At 38.4% G+C, this 20051-nt stretch carries 16 protein-coding genes; 5 read left to right on the plus strand and 11 right to left on the minus strand.

Features of this window, described 5'->3' with window-relative positions; genetic code table 11:
- Positions 1-3: 3 nt before the first annotated feature.
- Positions 4-1524, minus strand: a complete 1521-nt coding sequence (hutH, locus tag QNI22_RS24185; protein ID WP_314514443.1) for a histidine ammonia-lyase — start codon at positions 1522-1524, stop codon at positions 4-6.
- Positions 1525-1675: 151 nt separating this feature from the next.
- On the opposite strand from hutH, the gene QNI22_RS24190 reads away from it, so the two are divergent.
- Positions 1676-2560, plus strand: a complete 885-nt coding sequence (locus tag QNI22_RS24190; protein WP_314514444.1) for a LysR substrate-binding domain-containing protein — start codon at positions 1676-1678, stop codon at positions 2558-2560.
- Positions 2561-2669: 109 nt separating this feature from the next.
- Positions 2670-3218 (plus strand): DUF6992 family protein, encoded by a 549-nt coding sequence (locus tag QNI22_RS24195; protein ID WP_314514445.1) that lies wholly within the window; start codon positions 2670-2672, stop codon positions 3216-3218.
- A gap of 30 nt (positions 3219-3248) precedes the next feature.
- Here the strand turns inward: QNI22_RS24195 and treZ are convergent, their stop codons facing one another.
- The 4 genes from treZ to QNI22_RS24215 all read right to left on the minus strand — a co-directional run bounded on the left by treZ (position 3249) and on the right by QNI22_RS24215 (position 8478).
- A complete protein-coding gene (treZ, locus tag QNI22_RS24200; RefSeq protein WP_314514446.1) occupies positions 3249-5102 on the minus strand; it encodes a malto-oligosyltrehalose trehalohydrolase in 1854 nt (617 codons plus the stop codon).
- Positions 5103-5393: 291 nt separating this feature from the next.
- Positions 5394-7013 (minus strand): alpha-amylase family glycosyl hydrolase, encoded by a 1620-nt coding sequence (locus tag QNI22_RS24205; protein WP_314514447.1) that lies wholly within the window; start codon positions 7011-7013, stop codon positions 5394-5396.
- Positions 7014-7107: 94 nt separating this feature from the next.
- The gene (locus tag QNI22_RS24210; protein WP_314514449.1) at positions 7108-7554 is read right to left on the minus strand and encodes a hypothetical protein; all 447 of its coding nucleotides are present in this window, start codon (positions 7552-7554) and stop codon (positions 7108-7110) included.
- A gap of 171 nt (positions 7555-7725) precedes the next feature.
- Positions 7726-8478, minus strand: coding sequence for a LytR/AlgR family response regulator transcription factor (locus QNI22_RS24215; RefSeq protein WP_314514450.1), 753 nt, complete (start codon positions 8476-8478; stop codon positions 7726-7728).
- Between the two features lie 152 nt (positions 8479-8630).
- Here QNI22_RS24215 and QNI22_RS24220 point away from each other — a divergent pair, with 152 nt between their 5' ends.
- Together QNI22_RS24220 and QNI22_RS24225 are read left to right on the plus strand one after the other, a co-directional pair.
- Positions 8631-9287, plus strand: coding sequence for a DUF2306 domain-containing protein (locus QNI22_RS24220; protein ID WP_314514452.1), 657 nt, complete (start codon positions 8631-8633; stop codon positions 9285-9287).
- A gap of 219 nt (positions 9288-9506) precedes the next feature.
- Positions 9507-10085 (plus strand): porin family protein, encoded by a 579-nt coding sequence (locus tag QNI22_RS24225; RefSeq protein ID WP_314514453.1) that lies wholly within the window; start codon positions 9507-9509, stop codon positions 10083-10085.
- A gap of 21 nt (positions 10086-10106) precedes the next feature.
- Here QNI22_RS24225 and QNI22_RS24230 read toward each other — a convergent pair whose 3' ends face one another.
- Positions 10107-10247 carry a hypothetical protein gene (locus tag QNI22_RS24230; protein ID WP_314514454.1) on the minus strand — a complete coding sequence of 47 codons (141 nt, stop codon included), beginning with the start codon at positions 10245-10247 and terminating at the stop codon, positions 10107-10109.
- 4 nt (positions 10248-10251) lie between these two features.
- Between QNI22_RS24230 and rpiB the strand changes: the two genes are divergently transcribed.
- Positions 10252-10683, plus strand: a complete 432-nt coding sequence (gene rpiB / locus QNI22_RS24235) for a ribose 5-phosphate isomerase B (RefSeq protein WP_419836243.1) — start codon at positions 10252-10254, stop codon at positions 10681-10683.
- Positions 10684-10714: 31 nt separating this feature from the next.
- On the opposite strand, the gene QNI22_RS24240 is transcribed toward rpiB, so the two are convergent.
- The 5 genes from QNI22_RS24240 to QNI22_RS24260 all read right to left on the minus strand — a co-directional run bounded on the left by QNI22_RS24240 (position 10715) and on the right by QNI22_RS24260 (position 20050).
- Positions 10715-12277: an FG-GAP repeat domain-containing protein gene (locus QNI22_RS24240; RefSeq protein WP_314514456.1), complete on the minus strand. Its 1563-nt coding sequence runs from the start codon at positions 12275-12277 to the stop codon at positions 10715-10717.
- Between the two features lie 63 nt (positions 12278-12340).
- The gene (locus QNI22_RS24245; protein ID WP_314514457.1) at positions 12341-14149 is read right to left on the minus strand and encodes a RagB/SusD family nutrient uptake outer membrane protein; all 1809 of its coding nucleotides are present in this window, start codon (positions 14147-14149) and stop codon (positions 12341-12343) included.
- 20 nt (positions 14150-14169) lie between these two features.
- Positions 14170-17769 carry a TonB-dependent receptor gene (locus QNI22_RS24250; RefSeq protein ID WP_314514459.1) on the minus strand — a complete coding sequence of 1200 codons (3600 nt, stop codon included), beginning with the start codon at positions 17767-17769 and terminating at the stop codon, positions 14170-14172.
- 231 nt (positions 17770-18000) lie between these two features.
- Complete coding sequence (locus QNI22_RS24255) at positions 18001-19074, minus strand: FecR family protein (protein ID WP_314514462.1); 1074 nt, start codon at positions 19072-19074, stop codon at positions 18001-18003.
- A 388-nt stretch (positions 19075-19462) separates the two neighbouring features.
- Positions 19463-20050, minus strand: coding sequence for an RNA polymerase sigma factor (locus QNI22_RS24260; RefSeq protein ID WP_314514463.1), 588 nt, complete (start codon positions 20048-20050; stop codon positions 19463-19465).
- Position 20051: the final 1 nt, after the last annotated feature.

Raw genomic sequence — 20051 nt, forward strand, 5'->3', positions numbered from 1 at the left:
ATATTAGTCTATAGCAGATAAAGGATAAGCTCTTAAAAACTCAATGGCCCGATGCATATCTGTTGATAATACACGATCTGTCTCATTAAAAGGCACTAGTTGCCGAAACTTCCCAACGATATCTTCCAGTACTGCGGATGTCTGTAAGGGTCTTCGGAATTCTAATGCCTGAGTAGCAGTCAAAAGTTCGATAGCCAGCACTTTTTCAAGGTTATTGATAACCCGAAGACATTTCGTCGCACCATTGGCTCCCATACTTACATGATCTTCCTGACCATTGGATGAAGTAATAGAATCCACAGAAGAGGGAGTACAAAGCTGTTTATTTTCGCTGACAATGCCTGCTGCTGTATATTGAGGAATCATCAATCCGGAATGCAAACCTGGATTTTTCACCAGAAACAACGGCAAACCTCGCTGACCAGATAGTAGCTGATAGGTACGCCGTTCGGAGATATTTCCCAGTTCAGCCATAGCCATACAGAGATAATCAAACCCTAATGCCAGTGGCTGCCCATGAAAGTTTCCTCCAGAAAGAATCAGATCATCATCCGGAAAGATATTGGGATTGTCGGTAACAGAGTTTATTTCCTGTAAAATAATATCATTTACATGAGCAAAAGCATCTTTGGAAGCACCATGCACCTGTGGGATACAGCGGAAGGAATAAGGGTCTTGAACCTGTTTCTTGGGAAGGTTACAAATAGGGCTATGCTTTAACAGATTACGTAAGCGGGTAGCAGTCTGTATCTGGCCTTTGTGCGGTCTGACGGAATGGATTCTTTCATGAAATGGTTCAGCAGAGCCATCAAAAGCATCCACGGAAATAGCCGATATCACATCAGCCCATTTGATCAGTCGGGCAGCCTGCATCAAACAATGTAATCCATAAGCTGACATAAACTGAGTCCCATTGATCAGAGCAATTCCTTCCTTGGAAGATAACTCTATCGGAGTCCAGCCAAACTTAGTCAACACGTCCTGTGAGGAGTATTTCTTTCGCTGAAAATAGACTTCACCTAGTCCAATCAATGGTAAACTCAGATGTGACAAGGGCGACAAGTCACCAGAAGCGCCCAATGATCCCTGAGTATATACTACAGGCAAAATGTCATAATTGTAAAAGTCTATGAGGCGTTGTACCGTCTGCAACTGTACTCCTGAATGTCCATAAGCCAGAGACTGTATTTTCAGAAAGAGCATCAACTTTACAATGGAAGCAGGCACTTCTTCACCTAGTCCACAGGCATGTGATTGGAGCAGATTGTATTGCAGATGGGCTATTTGTTCTTTGTCAATCTGTACATTCTGGAGATAACCAAAACCAGTATTGATACCATAAAAAAGGGTATCAGAATGCAAAAGCTTATCATCCAGATAAGCTCTGCAATGTGTTATTTTTTCAATAGAGTCATCTGAAAGTATCAACTTAGCTTGCTGATCTATCATTTTTTCTATCAAGTCTCTGGTCAGTAACTCAGGATTGATATAATGTAACTTATCTTGAACGGATAATAAAGCCATTGTAAACAACTTTAAAATGATTCTTATATGTATTTACTGTTGGATATCAATTATTCGTAGACCTCAGTGGTGAGCTAAAACAAAATACGCTTTTTTGAGTAATAATAAAAAATAGTATTTTCTTGCATTAGTAATCACTTTTATTGATCAAATGGAGATACGTCAGCTAAAATATTTCCTTACTCTTGCTGAAGAATTGCACTTCAAAAAGGCATCTGAGAAATTATTCATTGTACAGCCAGCTCTTACCAAACAGATTCAGGATCTGGAGAAAGAACTAGGTGTACAGTTGTTTGAGCGAAACAAACGCAAAGTAAAGCTGACTATAGCAGGCGATTTTTTCAGGAATGAGATAATTCAAGCATTGGAAAAACTCGAAGAAGCCAAAAATAAGGTTAGACTTGTAGAAGAAGGTCAGAAAGGAGAAATACGCATTGGGTATGTAGGATCGTGCATTCACACATTTCTACCAGATCTGTTAACTGTACTCAATGAAAGGCATCCGGAAATCCAGACATATCTTTCTGAGATGACTTCTGCTTCTCAGTTACAGGCAATACAAAAGGGTGAACTGGATGTAGCTTTTCTAAGAAATCCACCAGCCAACAAACGATTTGGTGAAAAGTTAATCTTTCAGGAAACCTTTGCGCTGGTCTTACCGGAGGAACATCACTTAAATCAAAATAACTTCGAAGGAATGCACCAGGTGGCTCATGAGAAGTTTATTTTACCAACCCGTGCAGATGGTGAACAATACTATCAGTTACAGTGGAGTATCTGCGAAGACGCAGGATTTCTCCCCCAGATAGCCCATGAAACTGTACATGGTCATACGGTATTAAAACTGATTGACCATCACTTAGGAATTTCATTACTTCCTACATCCTTTAAAGATATCACCAGTGCAGCTGTTAAGTTTATTGAGTTAGCCAATATACCTCAACGGGCAGAAATCACAGCTCTTTGGGATAGGCACAACCCTAATCCAAGTTTACATTTCTTTCTCGAACTACTGGATGAAATATTCTTTATCTAGCCGTTATTATTTCCTGGACCAACCTTGCTTAATACTAGTGTAAATCATGATTGTTATCATATAGATTCATCAGGTAGAGAACTAATTTTATTTTCTAAAGATTCTCACCATGTTTCATCTGCCTTTTACGCTATTCTGGACAATACATATATCTATTGCGACTCCTACTGCTAGTCTGATACCATTTGACAAACAAATGAACAAACTAAGTAAAATACATGCAGGAGTTCTCTTAACCTGGGCCATTTTAAATATCACCTCAGGAATTTTATGTAGTATTTTTGCACAGGAGGAAATGTACTTTTTCTCACTTATGAACCTGGTATGGGGAGTAATTAATTCGGGTGTAGCAGCTTTTGTTTACTGGCACACCCGGAAAAGTGCAGCTAGACAAAAAACCATTGTCAAAAGAATGCAGCTACAACAACATGTAAAGAAAATGTTGTTACTAAATAGTCTTCTTGATGTAATGTATGTCCTTATTGGTATTTTGTTATATAAACAACAGTCAGCCATAGAACTTTACCAGAACTTATGGGAAGGCTTTGGGATAGCTGTTTGTATGCAGGGTATTTTTCTATTACTACAGGACAGTCTGTTTTATAATTTGCATGTAAGCAATGGAAAGAAACTAGTGTTTACATCCATTGTAGCATAAATCTAAAAGTCCTTCTGATTCTATCTATGACTACTCATCCACTTTTTGTTCATATAGTAATACACAAAGGGATGGTATCTGAATAGTTTCTTCAGCCTTAGCTCTTGCGGGAGCCTGCTTTACTTTTTGCTTTTTTTCAAGCCACTGAGTATCTTTAGAATCCAGCAACTTGTCCCATGATCCAGATAGACTAGGAAATGTATATTCTATAGTCACATCTTTCAGATTGAGCAAACACACTAATTTCTGCAGTCCATCCTTACTTTGTCTGAGTAAAGCAATACCTGATTGGCCTAGTACAGTAACTGTCAAATCATTTTTTGTATAGTTCTGCAATACTTCATATTGTTTTCGCACCGCGATCAACGTTTTGTACCATTCCAGCATACTGGCATGCTTACCACTTCTTCGTTTGTCCCATTGCAATATGCAAGCCTTGAAAGTAGTTTCTGCCTGTGGATCAGGAGGATTACCAACATCACCATAACCAGCCAATTGTTCTCTACGACTTTTCTGTACAGCTTTTATCAATTCTTTCTCAGAATAATCAATAAAATAAAAGAATGGCACATCCTCAGCATATTCTTCTCCCATAAACAACATAGGCAGATAAGGTGATAATAACATCCCTGCTGCCGCTACTTTTAGTCGCTCAAAGTCAATCAGCTTACTCAATCGCTCTCCTTTTACCCGGTTGCCAGCCTGATCATGGTTCATTGTAAAGACAATAAACTTATCTCCGGATAATCCTGCAGCGGAAGTTCCATATCTACGTTTACGAGCCTTTACATATTCTCCTGTATGTACGAATCCTTCCTTAAACGCCTTGGCAAGTTGTTCCATGTGTCCAAAATCTTCATACCGTTGAAGCCCTTTCTTATCCAATAGCACATACATAGCGTGATGAAAGTCATCCAGCCATTGAGCATGGAAACCCAACCCTCCTACTTCCGGAACCTGCATCACTTTGGGACTATTAAAATCGCTTTCTGCCACCATATACAAAGGCCTTCCCAGTTGCTGTTCACACATGTGAACTTTTGCATGTATTTCATCCCAGATAGTAACTGCATTATGATCATACATCAGATGGATGGCGTCAAAGCGAAGTCCATCAATGTGATACAATTCAAACCAGAATACAGGATTGTTTGAGAAAAAATCACGTACTCCATCAGAATACTCTTTATCAAAATTAATAGCATCTCCCCAAGGTGTGCAGTACGCATTAGTAGTATAGGGTCCAAACTTGTCAAAATAATTTCCTTCAGGTCCCAGATGGTTATAGACTACATCCAGAAAAACAGCTATCCCCTTTTGATGACAAGTATCCACTAATTTCTTTAATCCCTCAGGTCCACCATACGAATGTTGCACAGCATATGGGTACACGCCGTCATAGCCCCAGTTACGGCTACCAGGAAATTGATTTACCGGCATCAGCTGTAAAGCATTGATCCCAATAGCTACCAACTCATCCAGATAAGGAATAATAGCTTCGAATGTACCTTCAGAAGTAAATAGTCCTACGTGTAGTTCATAAAATATCAACTCATTAAAAGGAATACCCCTCCACTGCTGATCTTGCCAGTGATAAGCTGTATGATCAATTACCTGAGAGGGTCCCGTTACTCCTTCAGGCTGGTAATAGGAGCCGGGATCTGGATAGCGTTCTATTTTGTCTCCATCCGGAGCAAAAAAATAACGATCGCTAGGAGACACCTCATCAAGCAATACGTTGAAATAGCCCTGCCCATCTTTTTTCATCTCAATCTTGCGTTCCTTGGGATACACAAAATGCAGTGTCATACTTTTTTTCTGTGGAGCCCATACAGTAAATGCACAGCGATTGTTACCTAAGTACTCCGCACCTACGAATTTCATCTCTAAAAATTTTCCAAAAGGAATTTATAGTTCAAAAAATTAAAATAAGAGATTGTCTAAATTAGTATTAAAGAGGCGAAAAGAGCAGATTTTAGAGCGAACCGAGATATTTATCTGTAATCCAACCGCAACATAGCCAGTGGCTATGGGCCGAAAAATAGGCGAAGGTGCAGCCTAAAAGATGCCTTTGCAGCCCTTAATAATAATTCCAGACAACCTCTAAAACAGATCGTATAAGTGATCGCTTATCTTTTCAATTCGTTTAGTTATTTTTTATTTCAGCAATCGCTACTACAATCCAGTATCAGTTATACGAATAATAACACCTTCGTCTCCGCTTAAGCTAATGTTTTCATCCACAACAGAGCCTTCCAACTCTGGAGAAGTGGCCATTACAACTGTCCCTGTAAAGGTTAAGGTAGATGGCTTAAAATAACATGGCCGATGACTAAGATTCAGAATGATCAGAAATTTTGGATGCCCTTCCGCATGCCGGGTAAAGGCCAACATCTGATTGTCAGAACAAACAGGGGTATAGTCTCCTACAGTCAGTGATGGCTCAATGTGTCGCAGGTCAATTAACCGTTTGTAGAGCAATAACATAGAATACGGATCTTCTTTCTGAAGCTGTACATTGGTTCGTTGAAACGCTCTATCTAAACGCAGCCAGGGTTTACCTTCTGTAAATCCGGCTTGTAAACTGGCATCCCACTGCATCGGTGTACGTGCCGGGTCTCTGCTGAGATTTTTATCCGGCATATTTAGCCCTTGCGGGTCCTGCACTTCCTGAAACGGAATGGGTACATCACGCATACCTATTTCATCACCATAGTAAATAGTAGGTGTACCTCGAAGAGTCAGGAGCAACATGGCTGCTACTCGTGCCTGTTGGATGCCAACCCTACTAGTAATACGGGGCTGATCATGATTACCCAATACCCAATTAGGCCAGCCATTAGCTGGAAGAGCACCTTCATACTGATCTATAGCAGCAGCAATCACTTTTGCTTCCCAGGGTAGAGAAATTAGCTGAAAATTAAAAGGGAGGTGTGCTCCTTTGCCATCAATTCCATAATACGTAACCAACTTCTGAATAGGAAGATAAATCTCCCCTATCATCATCCGATCCGAATAAGAGTCAAGCAGTTTCCTCATCTTCTGCACAATCTCATGCACTTCTGGCTGATCTGTTGAATAAACAGGCAATAACTGTTCATAAGTCGCCATATGATTCTGATAATCCGGATTAACAGGATTATCCCGTAGCTGGAGATCTTTTATCATATGCCACATCACATCAATCCGAAATCCGTCTACCCCTCTGTCAAGCCAGAAACGCATCACGTTCAACATAGCCTGTTGCACTTCCGGATGCCTCCAGTTCAGATCAGGTTGCTCTTTCAAGAAAGCATGATAATAATACTGCTCTGTTTTTTCATCCCATTCCCAACCACTACCTCCAAATACACTCAGCCAGTTATTGGGTGGTCCTCCATCTGGCCGGGGATTTTTCCAGATATACCAGTCTCGCTTGGGATTATCCCGCGATGAACGAGATTCCAGAAACCAGGGATGTTGATCTGACGTATGATTGGGTACGAGATCCAGAATCAGCTTCATCTTTCGTGCATGAACTTCCTGAATAAGCCTATCAAAATCATCCAGCGAACCAAACAATGGATGGATGCCGATATAGTCTGAGATGTCATATCCAAAATCAGCCATTGGAGAAGGATAAATTGGGGAAATCCAGACTGCATCTACTCCCAGCCACTGCAAATAATCCAGACGCTTTAGTATTCCCTGCAAATCTCCAATTCCATCGCCATTGCTATCCTGAAAAGACCTTGGATAAATCTGATACACTACACCTGTTTGCCACCAGAGGTAATCGTTTTTTATTTCACTCATAGCCAGATAAAAAAGTAGAATGGTATAAGATTGTTCAGCATGAGTATGTACCATCCATCTATTAGCGTAGATAATACATACTCAGAAAAATAACTTATTTGAAAAACCTGTCTGTTAGAAAACGGGCTGTTGCAGCTGTAACCAAGCCACCTATCAGATAATAAGCAACGGTTAACAATTGTGTTTGCCCTGTTTTATTAGTTGGTTGTTCGCCTAATCCCATTTTGTCAGGCAAGGCAACAGCTCCTACACCAGCAGCCAATCCCAATAGTGCTCCCTTTAATAAAGTATTTTTCTCTTTTCCAACACCACTCATGCTATAATACAAACTGTTGGAAAGCAAATCACCCGCTATGGCAACAGGATATCTGGCAGAAGATGGTAGAGAATACCCCATGGCAGAAGCAGATTTCTCGACAGCACGTGAGCCAAGTAAATCCAAACGAGGAGCATTGGGAACAAAACGTCGTACACTTTCATTAATCAAGGTTACGGAAAGAGCACCTGCTAATCCGCTTCCTAAGGCTTTTATATAATTCATAGAATGTCTTGTTTTAAATTAACATTTTACGAATTGTGCAAAAAATCATACCTACCAGATGGCATAAGTATGTTTATTCAACTATAAGTTTGCTGATTTTTACTCCTCGCCTGATAGAATTTATATTCTGTAAGGATTATAAATAGAGACAATGTATACTCAGCAACCAACCTATAACTTACTGCTTAGTAATTCTGCAACATGACGCTTATATACTTTCCCAATTGAGAAATTCTCACCACCTACCTTTATATTATCAGGAGTATGATCTTTAAGATAAGCTCTATGTATAATATGTGATCGGCTAATACGAATGAAGTAAGGCTTAGGCAACCGTTCTTCTGCCTGTTTCAGTGTTAGGCGTGTAACATAAGTTTTTGAAGGGGTATAAATTTTCACATAATTCTCCATGCTTTCCATGTATATAATACTGGCATGCGAAATAGTTATCGTCTCACTATCCACTGTACAAGTAAATGAATCAGCGCTTTTAGAGGTCGAATCCGAAGTTTGTATAAATACTGACGGTTGCTGATCCAATCTTACATAGCGAAAAAGAACATATACACCCAGTCCGGTTAGCACATAGACCCAAAAGCTTATTAATTTTGGTAAAGTATTCTCGACACTAAATCCTTTTTGCAGGATATAGTGCATATTAACAGAGCTAACTGCCAATGCTAAAAGCAACCCTATCCAGTATATCTTTCTTCGTTGTTTGAGATAAAACTGATCAAACAAGATGCGATGATGTACTATCATCCCTCCGTATAACATCACCAAAAACAAATAAGGCATCCACTGATTGGAACCTTCCCTCCGAAAAAAATTTTCCTGATCCGCTATAAAATGTACAGTAAGCAAAGCTGTAAGCCCTAGAATATTTCGAATGATAATATGATTCAGAAACGAAGAAATAAGCATACAGCAATTTAGAAAAACTTATTGAATAGGAATCCCAGTGACAAAAGATGTTTGTCACTGACCAGGGTAGCTGGTCACTAAATCATTGATAACACAGACAAGAGCACGTAATTTTCATTCAGTCTCTTTTCTCAACTTTTATCTGAAACCATATGTCACCCATTCATTCTACTCTTATTATACTCCATGTTATAGCAGGTACTCTGGGCTTGGGAATAGGAACTATTGCTATTATCAATTATAAAAAAGCTTCGATACACAAACGATACGGACGATATTTCCTCTGGTTGTTATCTATTGTGGTCGGATCAGCTGTTGTAGGTTTATCTTTCTTTCGTATCAATGCATTTCTGGTTATGCTTACTCTTCTTTCAGGGTATGTGGGGTATGCAGGTTATCGCACTGTGCGTTTACGTCAGCAACGGAGTTCGCTGCCCGATGTTATGATTGCACTGACAGTATTGTTAGTGGGTATAGGCTATGTAGTCTGGCAGAAGCAATCCGAAACCCAATGGCCATCTTCTATAATTTATTCTACCCTGGCAGCCATTGTTATTGTAACAGTATATGATCTAATCAAATATTTCTGGCTACACAATCAACTCAAAAACTGTTGGATTTATGAACATATATACAAAATGTTTTCTGCATTCAGTGCACTCTTAAGTGCATTCATGGGAACCATCTTACCCGACTGGCATCCTTATAGCCAGCTAGGTCCTTCAGTAATTTCTTTGTGGCTTATGGGATATTTTATATGGACTCAGATTAATGCACAAAGACAGAAAACAATAAAGCAGATAGTGTAAAAGGAAGGCTTCAAAAGCATTTTTATGCTGCACTTCGTCTATTTTTCTGGAGAATGATAACCAGGAATACGTTAGCTGTCTAAACTCTGGCAAAGAATTTGTAACTGCATGTATCAAATGTCAGATAGTTCTGGCATACTATTTTAGTTACATAAAATAAACCTAAGTTTTTTACAGGTATTATCCTGACACATTCAATCACCTATATTCTTTTAAAAAATGAAAAAAACAGCCCTTACTGCCATACTCCTTTTAGTAGGTGTAATCTCATTTGCTCAGACATTTAGCTTTGGTCCTAAAGCAGGATTGAATATAAGCAACTATACAGGAGGTAACATCAAATCACAGGCTCTTGTCGGTTATCATTTGGGTGGAATTCTAAGCTTTGGCTTTGGAAAGAACTTCGCCCTTCAACCAGAGGTGTTATTTTCCACACAAGGTGCCAAGATCGACAATGATGGACAAAAAACTGATTTCAAAATCAACTATGTTACAGTTCCGGTAATGTTGAAATTCAGAACCAATGGTGGTTTCATTATTACAGCAGGTCCACAGGTTGGATTTCTTACGTCACAAGATGTACCAGATCAAACCATTCGTAACTTTGCCAAAAATCTTGATCTGTCTGCAGGAGTAGGTATAGGTTACCAATCCAACATCGGTTTAGGTGTTGAAGGCCGCTACATTGCTGGTATATCAAAAGTTGGTAATTTTTCGGGACAGTCTATCGACCCTGACTTTAAAAACAGTGTTATCCAGTTTAGTCTGTTCTGGGCTATTCCATTAGGAGGCAATTAATTCTCCTTTTATAAACAACAACTACAAAGCCAGCACTACTGCTGGCTTTTGTGCTTTCATACTCCATACATAGCTATCTGTCAACAAAGAAATGTTTCCATTACTGGAAAAACTATATCTTTGTTCATCGAAAACATAATTTCCATACTTATCAGATTCCATTTTTATGAAAATAGCAATTGGTGGTGATCATGCTGGTTTTACCTACAAAGAAGCCATTAAGGAAATGCTGGCAGCAAAGGGTATTGAAGTAAAAGACTTTGGTCCCTATAGTACTTCTTCGGTGGATTATCCAGACTTTGTTCACCCACTGGCTACGGCAGTAGAAAACAAAGAATTCAATTTTGGCATTCTGGTATGTGGCAGTGGCAATGGAGTAGCGATTACAGCCAATAAACACCAGGGCATCCGGGCAGCCTTGTGCTGGAATACAGAGTTGGCAGGCTTGGCCCGTCAGCATAATAACGCCAATATATTATGCCTACCAGAACGTTTCATCAGTGTAGAAGACGCTAAAGCATGTGTCGATACATTCCTTACTGCGTCATTCGAAGGTGGACGCCATCAGAACAGAGTAGATAAAATCGCATTTTGTTAATACTTGTTTTTAAACAAAACGGAAAGTTTTGTCAGTCTTTCCGTTTTTGTTTTGTATTCTCCAGTACAATAAAAGGAAGATTTTTACTCCAGTATTGCTTCGTTTCTTTCTGGTTAATAAAGCCTCTTGAATAATTTCCTAATACGATATCAGCATCTCCGTCAGCATCCACATCTCCCACATCCATACATATCCAGCGACCATATTGGTGTACAGGGATTGCATAAGGTCTAAATTGTAAGCTCTGAGTCTGTTCGAAATAAATAAATGTTTCTTCAGGTTTATTCACAAGGTCACCAAAGAAAGCAATGCTGGCAATATCCAAATCTCCATCCTGATCAAAATCTGTTGCTATTGCCTTGGTACAGCCATTAACCGGATAAAAATAGGTTTGCTTATACTGAAAATTGTCTTGGTTCAGATAAATGTACACGCCATGATAAGGCTTTATTATTCTGGAATAGTCACTGTTATCTCCACAGGTATATAGAATATCCAGTTTTCCATCTTTGTTGAAATCTACTAATTGAAAGCTGGTTGAACCGTAAACAGGTGGAAACCTAAGAAGATTTTTTGAAGTAAATCCTCCTTTCTGATCATTAGAAAATAACCAGATTCCTTCATCTCCACTGGCAAAAAGAGCCATAATATCCAGCCAGCCATCCTGGTCAAAGTCTTTAATTACCGTTTGTGTAGCACCAGCAACTTCCCGAATAGCAGTTTTTGTAAACGTATGATCGGCATTCTGTGTAAACAGATCTAAGCTACCTGTATTATGTCCAAAGCTACATACTATCCAGTCGAGACGCCCATCCTTATTAAAATCACCAGAGTCAGCTTGCACAGGCCGTAGTAAACCGGAAAATAATTTCTCAGGGATAAGCTTTTTTTGTTGATCAAAATGTGTTTGTACCATACTACCATTAGGTACATCAACAGCCAGCATAGATCCAATGCAGACAAAAGCTGATTGATATTTATTCAGGTGGATGGAATGTGTGACAGGAGAGGAAAGAATAACAGAATGCTTCTTCTTTAATTGGGTATCCCAAACCGATAGGTTATTATCCTCCTCATTACTCGTGTATATATGGTGAGTATAAGGGTTGATACTTACAAAAGTGGTTAAAGAAGTATTTTTCAGAGAATCAGGTTTTCGTAGGGAAAATAGTGACCATGTTTTCTCAAGTGCAACAGGCAATTCGGCAGAATCCAACTTTTCAGGAGCCATGGATTTGAAATAAGCAACCAGCCTTAACCAATCTTCAAAAGATATAGCAGATTGGTTTTGTGGTTTGGCCACCTGATAATACTGATTTCCTCTTAGTACAGGAATTCCGAGTTTGGGAGCCATGGCAGGCAGGATATGATTTTCCCAGGAATCTTTATCTGCTAACAGAGGTGAAACCGGAAGATGGCAACCAGAGCAATATTTTTGAACCATCTGTTCATTTGTTAACTCACTTTGTGTTTCAGGTGATGAGCTCTTTCTGGATTGACATCCGGCAATAGATAAGATAATAATACTTAATCCTATAAAATGGGCTAACAGATTTTCTTTTATAAAAAAGAAATGACTACTACTTGTCTGCATTTAACTTCTATGTTATAAAAAAAGGTAGCTTTAAAAGCTACCTTTTTATCGATGATTTATTGTTTATCTATACCCTTCATTTTGTGTCAAAGTCGATGTACCATTAACTGTTTGCAAATCGATTTGTCGTTGAGGTATTGGATAATATTCATCTTGTGGTGCTGTAAATTTACCACCAGTAAGATCACTGGTCACTGTGGATTCATAAGTCAGATAGGCATTTAGCGTTGTTTCAGCAATTCCCCAACGTACTAAGTCAAAGAAACGATGTCCTTCCATTGCCAATTCAAGTTTACGTTCAAAGTAAATTGCTTTTAGCGCATATGCCTGCCCATTTGTAGCAAAATTACCTGCTGGATATTGTGATACATTATAATTAGCAGCAGGTGTAGTTGAAAAACCAGTCATTGGGGCAGAATTACTCTTATACTGATAAACAAAACTAGCTGGGTTCGCAGCCCTTGCACGAACCTGGTTGACATATGTTTGTGCCTTATCCAGATTACCTAGCTGAGCTTCCACTTCTGCAGCCATTAGTAGTACATCAGCAAATCGAATAACTAAAATATTTATAGCTGTACCAGGAGCCCACGTATGCTGATCTGCATATTTATCTTGTGTAGCCTGCCAGTATACATTTTTCTTTGGAGCATAGGGTCCTCCATAACTTTGATCACGTACCCAGTTAGCTCCAGGATGAAGACCCCAGTCTAAATATGGTATTCCTCTCCGTCCTACAGTCCAGTCTAGTCGGGGGTCCAGAGATCCTTCATCCGGTGTAAAGGCTTGATCTGATTTTATCCCCATATCACTTTTTACGGCATTTCCATTATAGTTATCTAAGAAAGGTAAACCGGTAGCGTTAGTACGGAACGAATTTACCAAATCCTGTGATGGCTGATAGAAACCACAACAACGGAAAGGACTATTATATGGGAAGTTTAGCATACCGCCATTATTAGCATTACCAATTGTATTGGTTCCATCATTAGCTACTTGTTGAATGGCAAATACCGACTCCTTATTATTCTCCACAGCTGGATTGAAATTATCTTCATAATTATCAGTTAATCCATATTTTAACCCATTCGAAGTAACTCCATTGGTAATTACATCATCAAATACGGGCTTTGCCTCTGTATATTTCTTTTGATATAAATATGCTTTGGCAAGATATGCACCTGCTGCCCATTTGTTTACTCTACCAACTTGAGACTGGGTTTCTGGCAAATTCTGATATGCATATAAAAAATCAGCTTCAATTTTAGGCCAGATGTCTTCTGTATTGGGTACATTAAATGACTCAGGGGTAGGTTTGGTATAATCAATTGTATTCTCATCTATCCAAGGTACATTATTAAACATTTTCTTTAGCTCAAAATAATAATGAGCTCTTAAAAAACGTGCTTGTGCCTCGAAACTCTTAGCCTCATCGGGTGTAACATCCGTTGCTACCTTCAAAAATACAAGCACAGAATTAGCTCTGCTTACTCCTTCATAAACAGTTCTCCATTTGCTATTTAAATAACCATTACTTGGATCTGTGATAAATTTGGCAATTCCATCAATAGCAGGCTGATCAGCACCATTACTACCTTTATGAGCATCTCCTCCGGCAACACTCCCATACACCCAGTTATCAGGCGCTGCCTCCCAGGAATTACTACCACTAAAATTTTGGTTGTCCTGTCTGGACCCATCCAGCGCAGCATATGCTCCTGTTAGTAATGCATCAACACCTGCTCTTGTTCCTAATTGTACATTATTTAATGCGCCTTGTGCAGGTTTATCTAAAAAGTTATCGCCACAAGAATAAAATAATGGAATCGAAGCAGCTATAACCAGAGTTACTATAAATTTTGCTTTTTTCATTTCAATTCAGTTTTCAGTGATTAAAATGTAAGGTTCAGTCCCATGATGAATTGACGTTGATTTGGATAGGTACCTTCGTCAATACTAAAGGTTGTTGTCCGATCTGAATTAGTGAAGCCAACCTCAGGATCTACACCTGAATATTTTGTAATTGTGAAAAGATTAGCAGCCTGTACATAAACCCGTAGTCTCTCAACACGAACTTTTTGCAATAAGCTAGTAGGTAATGTATAGCCGAGCTGCAAGTTTTTGGCTCTTAAATAAGAACCATTTTCTACATAATAAGAGTTAGGAACGTTAGTAGTACTAAATGATCCTGTAGTTTCCTGAATAGGTGCTTTTGCATTATGGTTCTCAGGAGTCCATGAGTCATTTAAGGCAGTATTACTTTTCGCACCTAAGAAGTTAGGATAAAAGTCTGTCCACCATTTTACGTTATTCCAGATTTTATTACCCTGTGAACCATATAGGAATATAAAGAAATCGAAATTCTTATAATTCAATGAGATATTCAGACCATAGGTAAATTTAGGATTAGGATTACCTAGTACAGTACGATCTGCCTCTGTAATACGTCCATCACCATTTACATCTGCATAACGGAAACGTCCAACCTTCACATCTGCTTGATAAACAGCATTTGCATCACCAGTAGTACTACGAGCTTGCTCATTAGCAGCATCAATCTCAGCCTGATCATCCCAGAAACCATTCAATTTATACCCAAAGAATGAGCCTAATGCACTTCCTACCTGATTGCGGACAATAAAACTTCCATTAAAGCGTCGTCCTTCCTGATCAAAGTATTGGGCACCATTTGAGATTTTAAGTATTTTATTATTGTAAGTAGTTACTGTACCAGTAATATTCAGTTTCAGATCAGAAGTAAGATTGATATGCCCTGTCACTGCTGCATCCAGACCCTGGTTCCGCATTTGACCAACATTCACATAAGGAACTGTAGCAGCGCCTGCTGTGCCTGGAAGTTCAGGATTGTAAAGAAGATCTCTGATCTCTTTTCTGTACCAGTCTACTGTAACATCCAAAGCGCCACTAAATAATGTCGCATCTAAACCAATATTACCATTGATTACACTTTCCCACTTAGCACCTGGATTACCTATCTGAGTACGGTTTATACCAAACACAGTTGTATTGTTTGTACCGCCAAAGTCATAATAAGTACCAGAACGGTTAGAACCATAGGTTGTAAAGGCATTGCTTGGCGTTACATTCAACTGATTACCCATTGCACCATATCCACCACGGATTTTCAGATCTGTTAACCAGCCAATATTCTTCATAAAGTTTTCCTGCGATATTCTCCAGCCTGCACTTACAGCAGGGAACCAACCATACCGGTTATCCACAAATTTGGATGATCCATCTCGACGAATAACAAAGCCCAAAAGGTATTTGTCCTTTAAATTGTAGTCAACACGTCCAATCAATGAGAATAAAGAGTTAGATACATTTGAGCTATAATTAGTAGGAGATGCAGACCCAGTAGTAAGATTGGTATAGTTAGGATCAAATGAGAAATACCCTTGTGTAGTTCCACCTAGAGTTTTGTCTACGGCATTATATGCCTCTGTACCTACTAATACTTTAATATCATGTATTTCATTGAAGTTATGGTGATAATTTAACGTGTTAGTCCACGTCCAGTTAAACCCACTTCCATTTTGCTCTGTATAAGAGTTGGCAGTATTGTTCTCAGCATTTTCGTATTCTGGATAAGCAAAAGAACGACTATTCCAGTTATATAACTCACCTCCAAAACTAGTACGTGCAGTAAAGTCGTTGAAAAGATCAACTTCTCCGAATACGTTTCCAAATAATCTATTTGATAGACCTTTATTATTCGCAGTACGCTTCTGAATAGCTACCGGATTACGTGCATTCCCCATATCTTTTGCAAAAGATCCAGCAAAATTTCCAGCAATATCATATACAGGGATTATAGGTTGTTCTCTGAATGCGTGACCTACAGCACTACCTTCGTCCAATGTAGCTACTCTTGGATTATCCGTCGCTGAAAATCCAAGATTTTCTCCAATTCTAATCTTCTTGGAAACATTGTACTGACTATTAGAACGAATTGTATATCGTTTATTATAGGTATTGATTAATGTTCCCTGTTGGTTAAAATAGTTTACAGAGAAGAAATAACTTCCCTGGTCACCACCTCCACTTAGAGAAAGATTATGGCTGGTAATAGGTGCATTTTTGAAAATCTGATGGAACCAGTCAGTTCCTGCTTTATTTGCTTTTACAATCCGGTAAAAGCCATTATACTCACCAGAACTGGTATAATTAGGATTCACTCTATATAAACTAGGGTCTACTGCAGGATCACCTTCTTGTAAACCAAATTGATTTCCTCCAACAAGGTAATCTGGCAAAACATATGAATTACCATTCTCACGATATTGAGGATCATCATTTGTAGCAACTCCTGAGTTTACTTTTGCCAAGCGCTTTAAATCAGCCATTCCCTGAGGAGATAAGATATCCCATACATTGCCTCCTTTAGGTGTCTGTACCCCATAATAAGCATCATAGCTTACTTTAATCTTGCTTGAACCTTTTCTTGTAGTGATAATAACCACACCATTGGCAGCACGAGATCCATAAATAGACGCAGAACCAGCATCTTTCAATACCTGCATGGTAGCAATGTCATTTGGGTTAATGTCATTGATATTTTGGGTGGGTACACCATCTACTACATACAAAGGCTGGTTATTCCCAAAAGTGTTAAAACCCCGAATTTGAACTCTGGGAGATTGACCTGGTTGACCAGATCCTAATACAGTTACCCCTGCTGCCTGCCCTTGTAGCATATTTTCTACCTGTGCAGTAGGTTGCTTAGTAACCTGCTCAATATTTACAACTGCTACCGAACCTGTCAGATCTTTTTTCTGCTGAGTTCCATAACCTACTACTACCACTTCACTTAAGGCGGTAACGTCAGCACCTAATGTGATGTCAACTGTCGTGCGATTACCAATAGCAACTTCCTGAGTGGTGTAGCCAATAAAAGAAAACACCAGAGTTCCACTTCCATCAGGTACTGTAATACTATATTGTCCCTCTGTATTAGTCACTGTGCCAGTAGTGGTGCCTTTTAATGCTACACTTACACCTGGTAAAGCTTCTCCTTTGTCGTCTGTAACTTTACCTGTTACGGTAAGAGCCGGAGCAACATTGGCGCTTGCTTCAAAAATACCACCATCAATAGCAGTGATTTGATCAGCAGTCAATAATATGCGTCCTGATACAACCTGATATGAGATATCCAGAGGAGATAAAATAGTTGTTAATACAGTAGAAAGCTTTTGGTCCACTGTGTGAATAGACACTGACCGATCTGCTTTAATAGTTTTTCGGCTGTATACAAACTTTACTCCTGTCTGATCCTCAATTGAACTTAATACCTTTCTTAAATTGGTATTCTCCATTTTCAATGATATACTTCGTTCCAGTACATCCTGAGCCTTTATCTCATGCGCATATGAGAACGATGCAAAAACAAAGGCTATACATAATTGCGTTAAAGAGATCTTCATAAGCATGCAGAATAATGCATACGGTTGCAATTGTCGGATTCTTTTCATACTTTTAACTGTTTCTGTTTTGTGGAAAAAATAGGACAAAGGGGAGCCGTTCATTTATCTTAGCAGGATAAATGTGTCTTTTTGAGACAAGGCTCATAAAAGCCAATGGTGGTAGCGCACTATTGGCTTTTTTAGCTTATCATTACTAGTAAGTTGAAGGTTATTTTATCATTTGGAATGAGGTGATGGATTAATAAACGTTGATTGAACAGATACGAGGCAAATCGATACTTAGTCACATCCATTTCCAGAGATTAGTATACGAGTTCCCTTGATTTCATAAGTTGCCCCAATTGACTGACACAACAAATCCAGTTTTTCGTATAATGGCATCTCAGTAATGTCACCCGTAAAGGTGCAGGCGTTTAATTTTTCACTAGCCGGAACAATCTCTATCCCATAGCGTTGTTCCAGACTACCTAATATTTCCAGAATAGGTCTGTCATTATAAACTAACTTTTCTGGTAAAGGTGTATTCTTAATCTCTTTGATTTCAATAGGCTTTTCAACGAGTCCTGTTACCCAGTGGCGGCCTTTTTCAAAAAACTCAACTCTTTGATTTGGAGTGAGAATTACACCATTGTTACTAAGCTTATCTCTAGCTATGGTATTTACATCTGATGTATTGGACTTTTCATAGGCTGAATTTTCGTATACAGATACTTTACCTGTTGCAACATCTACTTCAATAGAATTTGATTGATCTTTTGTTTTAATCCAGAAACTTGTTCCTAATACTTTTGTCACAAGGCGACCTGTGTATACCAGAAATGGCTTCTCCGGATCTTTAGCAATCTCAAAAAATGCATCCCCGGTTAGTTGAATTTCCCTCTTATGGGAATTAAAAATTTTAGGATATAAAATACTACTGTTGGGAGATAAGTGTACTACACTATTATCCTGTAAGACTATTTTTTTTACTATTTGGCTTTGATTTTGCTGTGAGATCAATTCTACATTTTTTTCAAACGTACAGATCTCTTTTTCAGTAGATATCTTTTTTGTGAAAAAAAAGAAAGAAGCAATAGTTATCAAAACACAAGCTGCAGCAACTCCAGTATATATAAGAGTGCGATTCTTTCGTTTGCCAGTCTCTAGTGGGATAACGTTTTCTGAATCTTCGATTTCATTATTGATATTACTCCACAATCTATGCTCTAACTCGTTTTTTTCTTCATATGTTAAATCTAACTGTGATTGATTTTCTAAAAGAGAATACCACCGATGTATCTTCAACATTTCTTCTTTGGTACAGCTACCCTGAAGATATCGATGTAGCAATTGATGAAATTCTATTTTATTCATAAAGCTATAGATGAGCAAAGCAGATTATCCTTTCATATATAGAAGTCGTACAACTTGAATATTATCCTAAATGTTTTTATATTTTCTTGGAAAGTTTATATAATACCGGTTATAAATATGCTACTTTCTTTAAAATATATAACTTAATTGCGCTAGTTGAAAGATTAGTTATATAAACAGCTAATCTCTGGATTACAAGTAAACAATTGGGATAGTAGACGAAAGCGATGAAGCTAGGGGAAGATCTGATAAAAGTTAACCGGACTTAACGGCGTGTATATGATATATAAATAATATACCAGACTCTTACAAGACACTTTTTTGTGTAGAGAAGTGATTAATCACTAATTGATGTACCTTCTTCACATATCTGAAGAAGATAGTAGTCTTACAAGAAAGAAGAAAATAGAATAAGAAAGATAAATAGGTGATCTTTCAAGTATACCCTCATAGATTTCAGTGATTTGGTCAGGTGATATTCAACTGCTTTTTCAGAGAGGTCCAGATGTTCAGCAATTTGTGCAACAGGCCAATGTTCTAGTCTATTTAGCCTAAAAACTTCTCTTGATTTTTCAGGAAGTATGTCCAAACCATTGGTTATAGTAGAAATCAATTCATTAAAAGCTATGGTATTTTCTGTATTTGAGTCTTCTAACGATAAAAATGTTTTGTAATATTCTTCATATTCTCCCTGAACTATCTCAGAACGTATGTGATCTATAACAGAATATCTAACAGCAGTAAATAGATAATAGTCCAGCCTTGTAATATGTACGGTTGCTCTATTCTTCCATAACTTCACAAATATATCCTGTATAATCTCTTCTGCAGCTTGTTTGTCTTTCAGCTTTCTATAGGCAACAATGTACATTTTGTGCCAGTATAGTTGATAGATAGTTGTAAAGGCGGTTCTATCCCCATTCAAGAATGCTTCCAATAATTCCTGTTCAGATAATTCTGTATTCTTGCTATTCATC

This window comes from Xanthocytophaga agilis (assembly GCF_030068605.1).
GTDB lineage: Bacteria > Bacteroidota > Bacteroidia > Cytophagales > 172606-1 > Xanthocytophaga > Xanthocytophaga agilis.